The following is an 11,901-nucleotide window of genomic DNA, read 5'->3' on the forward strand; positions in this document are numbered from 1 at the left end:
GGCGGGGCGCCCGGCGTGGCGTCCTGCGGGTGATGTGGCGGGAGCGGTCCGCGTACGGGTTGTCGTCTTCCTCGATCCTCCAGTGTGCGCGGTCGGGCTGACCGAGGCCGCGGCGCGCGAACGAGGCATCGACATCGAGACCGCCGAGTTCGACATCGCCGGAGTCTCGGGCGCCGAGGTCTCCCGCGAGCACTACGACGGCCGAGCCAAAGTGGTCGTCGACCGCGCCACCGACACGCTGATCGGCGCGACCTTTGCCGGCACAGCGACCACGGAACTGCTGCACTCGGCCACCGTCGCGATGGTGGGCCGCGTGCCGGTCAGCAGGCTCTGGCACGCGGTCGCAAGCTTCCCGACCGTCAGCGAGATCTGGCTACGGCTGTTGGAGACCCTGCAGAACCAGCGCCGCCGACGCTGACCCCGCTGGTGTGCCGGCCCGAGAGCGTGATCACAGCGGGTCCTCAGGAGGCCGGGACCAAAACAGCTCACGGCAGTGTTGTTGCAGATGACGCCGCAGCCAGCGGCGTCAGAAGAGGAGAGATCGTGTCACAGGACTACCGTAAGACTCCGGACGCACTCAGCCGCCTCACCGACACCCAGTTCCAGGTCACTCAGAAGGACGGGACCGAGCCGGCCTTCCGCAACGAGTACTGGGACAACCACGAGCCCGGCATCTACGTGGACGTGGTCTCCGGCGAGCCGCTGTTCTCGTCGACCGACAAGTACGACAGCGGCACCGGATGGCCCAGCTTCACCAAGCCGATCGACGCCGACGTCGTCCGCACCAAGACCGACAGATCGCTCTGGATGACCCGCACCGAGGTGCGGTCCGCCGCCGCCGACAGCCACCTCGGCCACCTCTTCGACGACGGCCCGGCCGACCAGGGAGGCTTGCGGTACTGCATGAACTCGGCTGCGCTGCGCTTCATCCCGGTCTCCGAGCTGGAGGCGCAGGGTTACGGCGAGTACCGCTCGCTGTTCGAGTCGGACGCCACGAAGGAGAACGCATCATGACCAGCGGAGTCAACGACACCGGACGGATCACCCGCGAGCCGGGCACGGAGACGGCCGTCCTGGCCGGCGGCTGCTTCTGGGGCATGGAGGATCTCATCCGCCGGCAGCCCGGAGTGCTGGACACGCGCGTCGGATACACCGGCGGCGACAACGACCACGCGACGTACCGCAACCACCCTGGCCACGCGGAAGCGGTCGAGATCGTCTTCGACCCGACACAGACGACGTACCGTGACATCCTGGCGTTCTTCTTCCAGATCCACGACCCGTCGACGCTGAACCGGCAGGGCAACGACATGGGGACGAGCTACCGGTCGGCGATCTTCCCGGTCACCGACGAGCAGGAGCGGGTCGCTCGCGACACGATCGCGGATGTCGATGCGTCAGGGTTGTGGCCGGGCAAGGCGGTCACGACGATCGAGCCGGCCGGCCCGTTCTGGGAGGCCGAGCCCGAGCACCAGGACTACCTGATCAACTATCCGAACGGCTACACGTGCCACTTCCCGCGGCCGGGCTGGGTGCTGCCCAGGCGCACCGCGACCTCTGCCTGACGGGAGGCTGAGCGGGCGCGTCCACCGCCGAAGCGATGGACGCGCCCTCGTCAGGGCGCACGGCGTCCCCACGCCGAGATCAGCGGTGCGAGGGTGAGGTCGAGCTCGCCGGCGTCGACGGCGGCGAGGTGCGCGTCGATCTCGGCGTCGTCGGCCAGCCCTGCGGCTATCAACTCGGCGCGGACCATGCGCACCGTCGCCGTCTCCAAGCGGTCGCAGGCCACCCCGCCCACCGGGAAACAGCCGGACGCCGTCACATCCACCAGGCCCGCGGCGCGCAGCGCCCGCGGCAGCGTGCGGCCGTAGCGCAGATCGGCGCCGCGGCGGGTCATCAGTTCCCGGACGGCACGCCGCAGCCGGTTGGCGCGCCGCTGCGCCGGGCCAACCTCGTCGAGGCAGGCCAGCGGCTGCAACTCGGTGTCAGCATCCTCTATCAGCAGCCAGCCGCCGGGCCGCAGCGCCGCCACCATCGTCGCCAAGGCTCGGGCACGGTCGGGGACATGAACGAGCACGAGCCGCGCGTGTACGAGGTCGAACGTCCCTGGCCGCGGCGGCGGGTCCGTGACGATGTCATGCTGGCGCACCTCGTACCCGCTGCGGGTGTCCAACCAGGCCGGATTGATGTCGGTTGCCAGCACGTGACCGGTTGGCCCGACGGCGATGGCGAGTGCCTCGGGAATGCTGGGGCCGCCGGCACCGACTTCCCAGCAGCGCCAGCCGGCCTTCATTCCGAGCCGGTCGAAGTGCCCACGGGTGACACCGTCGAACAACTCGGCCAGCCAGGTGAACCGCTCGCCCGCCTCCACCCGGGCGTTGTCGAGCAGGTAGCGGTGATCCGGGGAAGACGCCATGTCCACATCCTGAACGACCTACCGCGTGTCACTTCCAGGGGCCTGGCCGAAGAGGGCCGCCGGGACGTCGGCGTAGAAGGCGGCGGGGTCGCCGGCGAGCGCGGCCTTGACGTTGGCGGTAACGGGGTCCCCGATGACTTCGAGCTTGCCGGCTTCGAGGCCGTCGAGGGCCATGGCGACGACCTCGGCCGGGGGCAGCTTCGGGATGTCGTACGCGGCCATCATGTCGGTGTCGGCTATGGCGAGGGCCAGCGCGGTGACCTGGGTCTTCTGGTCGGCGAGCTCGATGCGCAAGCCGTTGGTGAGTGACCATTCCGCCGCCTTGGCCGCGGCGTAGCCGTTGCTCGTGGGGCCGTAGACGTACCAGGAGAGTGCGGAGATGACGTTGAGGATGGCGCCGCCGGCCAGGCGCGGTGCGAAGGCGCGGGTGACGTTGAGGGTGCCCCAGAAGTGCGTGTCGAACTCGCGGCGGATGTTGTCGAGGTGGTCACCGAGCAGGGTCGAGGGGGTCGAGATGCCGGCGTTGTTGACGAGGATGTCCAGCTCGCCGACGCGGGACGCGGCCGCCGCGATGGAGGCGGCGTCGGTGACGTCCAGGTGCAACGGCGTGACGCCGGGGGTGTCGATGAGCTCAGGGCGCCGGGCGGTGGCGTAGACCGTGCTGGCGCCGCGGGCGACGAGGGCCTCGACGAACGCTCTGCCGAGCCCACGGTTGGAGCCGGTGACGAGGGCTTTTGCTCCGGTGATCTGCATGTGGCTACGCTAAGACCTGACGTTGACGTCAGAGGCAAGGTGCGAGACGGGGGTCACACATGCGAATCGGGGATGTCGCCACGCGGGCGGCGGTGAGTGTCCGTGCCCTGCGGTACTACGAGGAGCAGGGGCTGCTGGCCTCGACCCGCAGCGTGAGCGGGCAGCGCCACTACACCGAGGCAGCGGTGGAGCGGGTCAAGCTGATCCAGTCCCTGTACGGCGCGGGGCTCTCCAGCAAGACGATCGCCGACCTGCTGCCGTGCGTCGACGCGAAGGTCAACACACCGGAGTCGCGGCGGCTGCTGGCGTCCGAGCGCGACCGCATCGACGCGCAGATCGCGGAGCTGACGCGCACCCGGGACAAGCTCGACGCCATCATCGAACAGACCTCAGGCCCGAACCCGCACTGTGAGTACGTGACCGGGCCTGCGGACAAGGTCGCGGCCGGCTCCTGACGAGCGGCTACAGGGTGTGCCCGGTCGTCGCGTCGACATGATCGGGCACGTCCTCGTGCCGGTCGCCCACGGTCACCGTCCCGGTCGGCTCCACCATGAGGATCGACGCGCCGCCCTCCGACGACGGTTTGTGCTCGGTCCCGCGCGGCACCGTGAAGACGTCACCGCGCTGGAGCACCACTGTGCGATCGCGCAGGGAGATCGTCAGCTCCCCCTCGAGCACCAGGAAGAACTCGTCGGTGTGGTCGTGGCTGTGCCAGACGTGCTCGCCGCGCACCTTGGCGACGCGGATGTCGTGGTCGTTGACCCGGGTCACGATGCGCGGGCTCCACAGCTCCGCGAAGGACGACAGGGCTGCGGTCAGGGAGATCGGTTCGGTCACGCCCCCATCGTCGGACCTTTCCGGCGTGCGCCGTGAGTGCTAGGAATCGCACATGACGCAAGAATCCTTGCACCGCGTCGTTGCCCTGGTCGACGCCGGATCCAACCCCTTCGAGCTCGGCTGCGCCACCGAGGTGTTCGGACTGCACCGCCCCGAGCTCGGCCGCGACCTGTACGACTTCCGCCTCTGCGCGGCCACCCGCACCACCCGGATGCGCGACGGATTCTTCGACCTGAGCGGGATCGCCCCGCTCGACGCGGTCGACGAGGCGGACACGGTCATCGTCCCGAACCGCCCCGACGTCGAGGTACCGCGCCGCCCCGCCGTCCTGGACGCGATCCGCCGTGCCCACTCCAGGGGCGCCCGGCTGATCGGCTTCTGCAGCGGGGCATTCACGCTCGCCGAAGCCGGGGTGCTCGACGGAAGACGGGCCACCGCCCACTGGCAGTGGGCTGCCCAGTTCCGGTCGCGCTTCCCTGACGTACACCTGGAGACCGACGTTCTTTTCGTCGACGACGGTGACATCCTCACCGCGGCGGGGAGTGCCGCGGCCCTCGACCTGGGCCTGCACGTGGTGCGGCGCGACCACGGCGCCGAGATCGCCAACGCGGTCAGCCGCCGGCTCGTCTTCGCCCACCGCGACGGCGGTCAACGGCAGTTCGTCGAGCGCCCGATCCCCGAAATCCCGGACGACTCGCTGGCCCCTCTGCTGGCCTGGGCTCAGGAGCATCTCGACCGTCCGCTGACGGTCGCGGACCTGGCCGGCCATTTGGCGGTGAGCGCCGCGACACTGCACCGGCGGTTCCGGGCCGAGCTGGGCACGACGCCGCTGGCCTGGCTGACCGGGGAGCGGGTCGCCCTCGCCTGCCGCCTCCTCGAACGCGGCGAGTCCCGGCTGGACGTGGTCGCCCGCCGCAGCGGCCTCGGCACGGCCACGAACCTACGGACGCTCCTGCGCCGCGAGACCGGCCTGACCCCGACCGAGTACCGCCGCCGCTTCGGCCGCGACTCCGGTTCTCAACCAGTGACCTAGCAGGTGGGCTTGAACACTTGCTAAAGTGTGCAACTGATGGACGAGTTGATGGCACGCCGGGTAGGGGTTGACGGGTGAGCAGGCCGCTATATCAGGCCAAGGCGGAGTTTTTCAAGACTCTTGGTCACCCCGCCCGCATTCGGGTGCTGGAACTGCTGTCGCAGCGCGAGCACGCGGTGGGCGAGATGCTGCCTGAGGTGGGCGTCGAGGCGACCAGCCTGTCGCAGCAGCTGGCGGTGCTGCGTCGGGCGGGCCTGGTCACGTTCCGCAAGGAGGGCTCGACGGTCTACTACTCGCTGACCAGCCCCCAGGTCGCCGAGCTCCTCGCGGTGGCGAGACGCATCCTCACCGAGGTCCTGGCTGGCCAGGTCGAGCTGCTCGCCGACCTGCAGGAGGCGTCCCCCGCTCCGCCGTCCCCGCCGGCATAGCGCTTTGCCTCCAGCCGGATGGCCGCCCCCGGAAACACATCCGGCTGGAATTCCCCCTCGTTCGACGCCGGAGTAGACAACCATGGCCGTACTCAAACTGTGGCGCAAGATCCGCGAGACCGGCCGGACGGCCGAGCCTGCTCCGCCCCGCCCCCGCGGCCTGTCGTGTGAGAAGGCGGCCGCCCTGCACGGGTCGGTGCAGCTGCGGCATGTGGATGCCGGATCCTGCAACGGTTGTGAGATCGAGATCGGGTCCGCGTTCGGTCCGGTGTATGACGCCGAGCGGTACGGCGCCCGGCTGGTCGCCTCCCCACGGCACGCCGATGCGCTGGTGGTGACCGGGCCGGTGACGCGCAACATGGCGGTGCCGCTGGAGCGCACGTTCGAGGCGCTGAGCGAGCCGCGGATCGTGGTGGCGGTCGGGGACTGCGCGATCAATGCCGGTGAGTTCGCCGGCGGCTACGGGGTGCGGGGACCGGTCGCCGATGTGGTGCCGGTGGACGTGCGGGTGCCGGGATGCCCTCCGGAGCCGGCGGCGATCGTGTCGGCGCTGCGGGGGTTGACCGGGCGGTGAATGTGATCGGGTGGGCCCTGGCCGGGGCGTGTGTCGCGGCCGGGTCGGGTGTGCTGGCCGCCGTCGTCCTGCCGCGGCGGGCCCGTCCGGCGGCCGTCGGTGCCGCCACGGCGGCGATCGGCCTTTCCGGCCTGGTCGCGGGCATCGCCGCGTTGTCAGGCCAGGTGTTCCAGGCCCGGCTGCCCGGGTTGCTGCCGCTCGCCGGGGTGGAGATCGCCCTCGACCCGCTCGGCGGCTGGTTCGTCGCCGTGACCGGCGGGGTCCTCGTCGCCGCGGCGCTGTACGGCATCGGCTACGCGGGCGGCGGCCACGGCCAGTCCGGGCGGCCCGTGCAGGCGGCGCTGCCGGTCTTCGCCGTCTCGATGCTGCTGGTGCCCGCCGCCGCAAGCGTGTCGACGCTGTTGGTGTTGTGGGAGCTGATGGCCGTCTCCTCGCTGCTGCTGATCCTCGCCGAGCATCGGGCCCGGCCGGCGGTCGCCGACGCGGGCCGCTGGTACGCCGCCCTGACCCAGGTCGGTTTCGCGGCGATCCTGCTCGGCCTGGTGGTCTACGCCGCCCGAGCGGGCGGAGAGTCGTTCGCCGACCTGCGCGCCGCCCACCTGTCCCCGGCCGTGCGCGGCGCGGTGTTCGTGCTCGTGCTGGCCGGCTTCGGATCCAAGGCGGGCCTGGTGCCGCTGCACGTGTGGCTGCCCCGCGCGCACGCTGAGGCACCCTCGCCGGTGTCGGCGATGCTGTCCGCGGCGATGGTCAACCTCGGCGTGTACGGGGTCATCCGGGTCGGGTTCGACCTGTTCGGCGGCGGGTCACGCTGGTGGTGGCTGCTCGTGCTCACCGTCGGGGCGGTGTCGGCGCTGTACGGCATCCTGCAGGCCGCGGTCGCCGCCGACCTGAAACGGCTGCTGGCGTACTCGACGGTGGAGAACATGGGCCTGGTCTTCCTCGGTGTGGGCGCCGCCGGCATCTTCAACGCCTCGGGCGCGCCCACCTTGGCCGCCTTGGCCCTGGCCGCAGCGCTGCTCCATGTGCTCAACCACGCCGGGTTCAAGGCGTTGCTGTTCACCGCCGCCGGTTCCGTAGTACGCGCCACCGGCACCCGCGACCTCGATGCGCTCGGCGGCCTGCGCTCCCGGATGCCGGTCACCACCATCCTGTTCGCGGTCGGGGCGTTGGGAGCGGCGGCGTTGCCGCTGGGCAACGGGTTCGTCTCCGAATGGCTGCTGCTGCAGTCGTTGGTGCACACGTTGCCGGCCGGCGGCGTGGTCATCGCGGTGGCGATGCCGCTCGCTGTCGCGGTCGTCGCGTTGACCGCAGGGCTGGCGGTGGCCGCCTTCGTGAAGGCCCTCGGCGTCGGGTTCTTCGCACGCCCCCGCAGCGACGCCACCGAAGCGGCGAGGGAGTCACCGCCGGCGATGCTCGTCGCGATGGGGGTCCTCGCGGCGGCCTGCGTCGGGTTGGCGTTGGCGCCGGCCGCGTTGGCGCCGGTGCTCTCGCGGGCCGTCGGTGCGGCCACTCACACGCCCGCCACCGTGGTCGACGGTGGGGTGAGCCTGCGTCTGGCCGGGATCGCCAGCACCATGTCACCCCTGGTGATCGCTGTCGCCGTCGTCGTCGCCGTCGGCGGCTGTGCGTTGCTGGTGCGGCTGGTCGCGGGGCGGGTCACCCGGCGCCGAGCCGTGGCGTTGTGGGACTGTGGCGTCGGCCCGCCCACGGCCAGGATGCAGTACACCGCCACCTCGTTCGCCGAGCCGTTGCAGCGTGTCTTCGACGACGTCCTCGCCCCGGAAACCGACGTCGACATCACCCCGCACGCCGAATCCGCGTACCTGGTCGCACGGGTGGCTTACCAGGCGCGGGTTCCCGACCGGGTGGAACACGCCTTGTACGCCCCGGTCATCACCGCGGCCCGCCGGCTGGGCCGGCTGGGGCCGGTGCTGGCCAACGGCAGCGTGCACCGCTATCTGGCCTACGGGTTCTTCGGCATGTGCGCCTTGCTGCTGGTCCTGGCGGTGACCCGATGAACGCCTCCGCGCTGGTCGCGGCCGCCGTGCAGGTCGGCGTCGTCGCGGTCGGAGCGCCATTGCTGGTCGGGCTGATGCGCCAGGTCCGGTCCCGGCTGGAAGGCCGCGCGGGCGCCGGCGTCACCCAGCCGTGGCGAGACCTGCGCAAGCTCCTGCGCCGCCAGCCAGCGACCCCGACAGGCGCCGGCTGGGCGTTCCGGCTGGCACCGCTGCTGCTGATCGGGACCTCGCTGGTGCTGGCCGCGGTGACACCGCTGCTGACCACCGCCTCGCCCCTGGATCCGGCGGCCGACCTGTTCGCCGTCGTCGGGCTGCTCGCCCTGGGCACCGTGATCCTCGCCCTCGCGGCCCTCGATACCGGCACGGCGTTCGGGGGGATGGGGGCCAGCCGCGAGATCACCATCCTGGCGCTGGTCGAACCGACCATCCTCGTCGCGGTCTTCGCACTCTCCGCCAGGGTGGGATCCACGAACCTCGCCGCGATCGTCACCGCCACCCTGCACGACCCGCTGCGCGTCGCCTCGCCCGCCAGTCTCCTGGCCGCCGCCGCTCTCGCGATCGTGGTCGTCGCCGAGACCGGGCGACTCCCGGTGGACAACCCGGCCACCCACCTGGAACTCACGATGATCCACGAAGCGATGGTGCTGGAGTACGCCGGCACCGACCTGGCCCTGGTCGAATGGGCATCCGCGATGCGCCTGACCGTGCTGCTCGGCCTCCTGGCGTCGCTGTTCCTGCCGTGGGGCATCGCCGGGGCGAGTCTGGCCGGCCTGCCCGTGGCCCTCGCGGTGTTCGGCGCGAAGGTCGCGGTGTTGGCGGCTGGGCTGGGCGCGGCCGAGGTGTTCATCGCCAAGCTGCGCCTGTTCCGGGTGCCGGAGCTACTCGCCGGTTCCTTCGTCCTCGCGCTGCTCGCCGTCGCGTCCTCGTTCTTCCTCGCCTGATCGATGAGGAGCTTGGAGATGACCGACCTCAGCTACGCGCTGTTCCTCGACCTTGCGGCCGGGCTGTTCCTGCTCGCCGCTATCGGCGTGTTGTGGCGCCACCAACTCGCGTCGATGATCCGGCTGTTCGCGCTGCAGGGCGCCGCGCTGGCCGCCATCGTGGCGATCCTGGGCATCCACGAGCACAGCCTCGAGCTGATCCTGGTCGCCGTCGGGCTGGGCGCGTTGCGGGCCGCGGTCCTGCCATACCTGGCCTGGCGGGCGCTGGGCGACTCCCCGGCCGAGGCCCGCGAGACCCGGCCCGTGGTCAACGTCGCCGCCTCGCTGCTGGCCGCCGCCGCGCTGACCCTGCTCGCTTACGCGGTGACCCGACCCCTCGTCGCGATGTTGGGGACCAGCCCGGCCAGCACGATCCTGCCCGCCGCGCTCGCTGTGGCGCTGATCGGATTCTTCACCCTGGTCACCCGCCGCCGCGCCCTGTCCCAGGTGGTCGGGTTCCTGTTGTTGGACAACGGGATCACCGCCACCGCGTTCCTCGCCGCCGCCGGAGTACCGCTAATCGTGGAACTCGGCGTCTCCTTCGACCTGCTGCTGATCGTCCTCGTACTCCAGGTCCTGACCACCCGGTTGCGCACCACGTTCGGCAGCAGCGATCTGGACGAACTGCGGGAGCTGCACGACTGATGACCATCCTGTTGCTGCTCGCCCCCATCGGGTTGCCGCTGGTCGCCAGCCTCGTCTACGCCGCTGCGGGCTGGCGTCCCCGCACGACGGCCTGGGCGGGTGTCGTGTCCACGGCGCTGCTGGGCGCCGACGCGGTGAGCCTGGCCGCCACCGTCACCCGCCACGGGCCGGTGCACACCGCCGGCGGCCTGATCCGGGCGGACGCCCTGTCGGCCTGGATGCTGCTCGGCGTCGCCGCGGTGGCACTGTTGGCCTGCTGGGCCTCGCCGGCCTATCTGCGGGCCGGCCGGACCAGCGCCCGGCGGGCCCGCTGGTACGGCGTCCTGCTGCACCTGTTCATCGCCGCCATGGCCGCTGCCGTGCTGGCCGGCAACCTCGGCATCCTCTGGGTCGCGGTCGAAGCGACGACGATCGTCACCGCGTTCCTCGTCGGCCACCACCGCAGCCGTACCGCCCTGGAAGCCGCCTGGAAGTACGTGGTCATCTGCTCCGCCGCCATCGCCATCGCCTTCCTCGGCCTCGTCCTGTTGTACTCCGCTGCCAAGCACACCGGCCTCTCCGGCGAAGACGCCCTCGACTGGGCCACCCTCACCGGGCACGCGCATGAGCTCGACCCCGCCGTCACCCGCATCGCGGTCGGCCTGGCCGTCATCGGGTTCGGCGGCAAAGCCGGTCTCATCCCGCTGCACGCCTGGCTGCCCGACGCCCACTCCCAGGCCCCGGCACCCGTCTCCGCACTGATGTCCGGCGTCCTGCTGCCCGTGGCGCTCTACGCGGTGCTGCGGGTCAAGGCGATCGCCGACCCGGCGCTCGGCCCCGGCTATGCCCGTAGCCTGTTGTTGGTCCTGGCCCTCGCCACCCTCGCCCTCGCCGCCGCGCTGCTCATCGGGCAGCGGGACTACAAGCGGATGCTGGCCTACTCCAGCATGGAACACATGGGCCTGATCGCCCTCGCTGCCGCCATCGGCAGCCGCCTCGCCATCGCCGCCCTGCTGCTACACATGGCCGGGCACGGGCTGGCCAAAACCGTCGCCTTCCTCAGCTCGGGACACATCCTGCATCGACACCACAGCAGCCAGATCACCGACGTCCGGGCGCTGGCCACGCGCATGCCGCTGCTGGCCGGACTCTTCGGGCTCGCTCTCCTCGCCCTGCTCGGATTCCCACCCGCCGCGCTGTTCGCCAGCGAGCTCGGTATCGCCCGAGCCGGCGCCACCGCCGGACTGACCTGGACCGTCGTCGTCGCGTACGCCCTCGTCGTGGTCGCCTTCGTCGCCATCACCGCGCACACCGGCCGGATGCTGCTGGGTCCCCCACCCGTGACGGCCACCACCGACCCGCCGGCCGCCTTCACCCTCACCGCGGCGATGCCGTTGATCGCCGGGCTCGTCGGCGTGGCGGCCCTCGGCATAACCCTGGGCCCGGTTTCGAGCCTCATGACCGCGGCGGCCAGCATCGTAGGAGCGCCATGACCGCCGGCCCACTCCCGCTGCCCGGTGGCCAGGCCGCCGGCTACCGCCGCGTCGCCATTCCCACGACCGGCGCCACCCTGGCCGAGGACACCGGCACCCTGCAGCGCGCGGGCTTCCGGCTGGCCCTGGTCGCCGCGCACGAGGATCGCGACTCGCTGCGCGCCGTCTACCTCTTCCTCGCCGCCGGACCGGACCGGCGGGTGGAGCTGCACCTGCCCATCGACCGGGACCGGCCCACCGTGCCGACCCTGGCCGGGCTGTCATTCCCGGCGAGCCGCTTCGAACGCGAGATGCACGACCTGTACGGCATCCAGCCGCTCGACCACCCACTCCCGCGCCGCCTGGTCCGACACCAGCACTGGCCCACCGGCTGGTACCCGATGCGCCGCGATGCCGGCCCACCGCCGACGTTCGCCGACGCTGACGGGCCGTTCCCGTTCCTCACCGTGGAGGGCCCCGGTGTCTACGAGATCCCGGTCGGCCCCGTCCACGCCGGGCTGATCGAACCCGGCCACTTCCGCTTCTCCGTCGTCGGCGAAACCATCCTCAAACTCAAAGCCCGGCTGTGGTACGTCCACAAAGGCATCGAGAAACTCTTCGAACAGCGCGAGCCGAGCGCCGGACTGCCACTCGCCGAGCGGATCTCCGGTTCGAGCCGTTCGGCCACGTCGACCTGCAGATCGCCGGCGATCCGAACGGCGGCGGCAGCGGCCTGCACACCGTCAGCCAGGTCGAGGCGATCCAG

The 11,901-nt window shown here is 71.4% G+C and carries 13 protein-coding genes and 3 pseudogenes; 13 read left to right on the plus strand and 3 right to left on the minus strand.

Annotation, left to right across the window (positions count from 1 at the left end):
* From AB0H87_RS28880 to msrA, 3 genes and pseudogenes are all read left to right on the plus strand, one after another.
* Nucleotides 1–418, plus strand: a pseudogene (locus tag AB0H87_RS28880) (pyridine nucleotide-disulfide oxidoreductase); the annotation flags it as partial.
* A 125-nt stretch (nucleotides 419–543) separates the two neighbouring features.
* Complete coding sequence (gene msrB / locus AB0H87_RS28885; protein WP_360152354.1) at nucleotides 544–1,014, plus strand: peptide-methionine (R)-S-oxide reductase MsrB; 471 nt, start codon at nucleotides 544–546, stop codon at nucleotides 1,012–1,014.
* A complete protein-coding gene (gene msrA, locus AB0H87_RS28890) occupies nucleotides 1,011–1,565 on the plus strand; it encodes a peptide-methionine (S)-S-oxide reductase MsrA (protein ID WP_360152357.1) in 555 nt (184 codons plus the stop codon). The genes msrB and msrA overlap by 4 nt, the downstream gene beginning before the upstream one ends.
* 50 nt (nucleotides 1,566–1,615) lie before the next feature.
* Here the strand turns inward: msrA and AB0H87_RS28895 are convergent, their stop codons facing one another.
* Nucleotides 1,616–2,416 carry a methyltransferase domain-containing protein gene (locus tag AB0H87_RS28895; protein ID WP_360152360.1) on the minus strand — a complete coding sequence of 267 codons (801 nt, stop codon included), beginning with the start codon at nucleotides 2,414–2,416 and terminating at the stop codon, nucleotides 1,616–1,618.
* An 18-nt stretch (nucleotides 2,417–2,434) separates the two neighbouring features.
* On the minus strand, nucleotides 2,435–3,169 hold the full coding sequence (locus AB0H87_RS28900) for an SDR family oxidoreductase (RefSeq protein WP_360152363.1): 735 nt from the start codon (nucleotides 3,167–3,169) through the stop codon (nucleotides 2,435–2,437).
* Between the two features lie 59 nt (nucleotides 3,170–3,228).
* On the opposite strand from AB0H87_RS28900, the gene AB0H87_RS28905 reads away from it, so the two are divergent.
* Nucleotides 3,229–3,624 carry a MerR family transcriptional regulator gene (locus tag AB0H87_RS28905; protein WP_360152366.1) on the plus strand — a complete coding sequence of 132 codons (396 nt, stop codon included), beginning with the start codon at nucleotides 3,229–3,231 and terminating at the stop codon, nucleotides 3,622–3,624.
* A gap of 7 nt (nucleotides 3,625–3,631) precedes the next feature.
* Here the strand turns inward: AB0H87_RS28905 and AB0H87_RS28910 are convergent, their stop codons facing one another.
* Nucleotides 3,632–4,006 (minus strand): cupin domain-containing protein, encoded by a 375-nt coding sequence (locus AB0H87_RS28910; protein ID WP_360152369.1) that lies wholly within the window; start codon nucleotides 4,004–4,006, stop codon nucleotides 3,632–3,634.
* 52 nt (nucleotides 4,007–4,058) lie between these two features.
* On the opposite strand from AB0H87_RS28910, the gene AB0H87_RS28915 reads away from it, so the two are divergent.
* From AB0H87_RS28915 to AB0H87_RS28955, 9 genes and pseudogenes are all read left to right on the plus strand, one after another.
* Nucleotides 4,059–5,039, plus strand: a complete 981-nt coding sequence (locus tag AB0H87_RS28915) for a helix-turn-helix domain-containing protein (RefSeq protein ID WP_360152372.1) — start codon at nucleotides 4,059–4,061, stop codon at nucleotides 5,037–5,039.
* A 74-nt stretch (nucleotides 5,040–5,113) separates the two neighbouring features.
* Nucleotides 5,114–5,467 (plus strand): metalloregulator ArsR/SmtB family transcription factor, encoded by a 354-nt coding sequence (locus AB0H87_RS28920; protein ID WP_360152375.1) that lies wholly within the window; start codon nucleotides 5,114–5,116, stop codon nucleotides 5,465–5,467.
* 82 nt (nucleotides 5,468–5,549) lie between these two features.
* Complete coding sequence (locus AB0H87_RS28925; protein ID WP_360152378.1) at nucleotides 5,550–6,041, plus strand: hypothetical protein; 492 nt, start codon at nucleotides 5,550–5,552, stop codon at nucleotides 6,039–6,041.
* The gene (locus AB0H87_RS28930) at nucleotides 6,038–8,059 is read left to right on the plus strand and encodes a proton-conducting transporter membrane subunit (RefSeq protein ID WP_360152381.1); all 2,022 of its coding nucleotides are present in this window, start codon (nucleotides 6,038–6,040) and stop codon (nucleotides 8,057–8,059) included. Before AB0H87_RS28925 ends, AB0H87_RS28930 begins: the two co-directional genes overlap by 4 nt.
* A complete protein-coding gene (locus AB0H87_RS28935; RefSeq protein ID WP_360152384.1) occupies nucleotides 8,056–9,000 on the plus strand; it encodes an NADH-quinone oxidoreductase subunit H in 945 nt (314 codons plus the stop codon). The genes AB0H87_RS28930 and AB0H87_RS28935 overlap by 4 nt, the downstream gene beginning before the upstream one ends.
* A gap of 18 nt (nucleotides 9,001–9,018) precedes the next feature.
* Nucleotides 9,019–9,684, plus strand: a complete 666-nt coding sequence (locus tag AB0H87_RS28940; protein ID WP_360152387.1) for a hypothetical protein — start codon at nucleotides 9,019–9,021, stop codon at nucleotides 9,682–9,684.
* Entirely contained in the window at nucleotides 9,684–11,156 is a 1,473-nt protein-coding gene (locus AB0H87_RS28945; RefSeq protein ID WP_360152390.1) for a proton-conducting transporter membrane subunit, read from the plus strand. Before AB0H87_RS28940 ends, AB0H87_RS28945 begins: the two co-directional genes overlap by 1 nt.
* Nucleotides 11,153–11,491, plus strand: a pseudogene (locus AB0H87_RS28950) (NADH-quinone oxidoreductase subunit C); the annotation flags it as partial. The gene AB0H87_RS28945 and the pseudogene AB0H87_RS28950, both read left to right, overlap by 4 nt.
* A 269-nt stretch (nucleotides 11,492–11,760) precedes the next feature.
* A pseudogene (locus AB0H87_RS28955) lies at nucleotides 11,761–11,901 on the plus strand (DNA repair protein RecO); the annotation flags it as partial.

This window comes from Asanoa sp. NPDC050611, assembly GCF_040654855.1.
GTDB lineage: Bacteria > Actinomycetota > Actinomycetes > Mycobacteriales > Micromonosporaceae > Asanoa.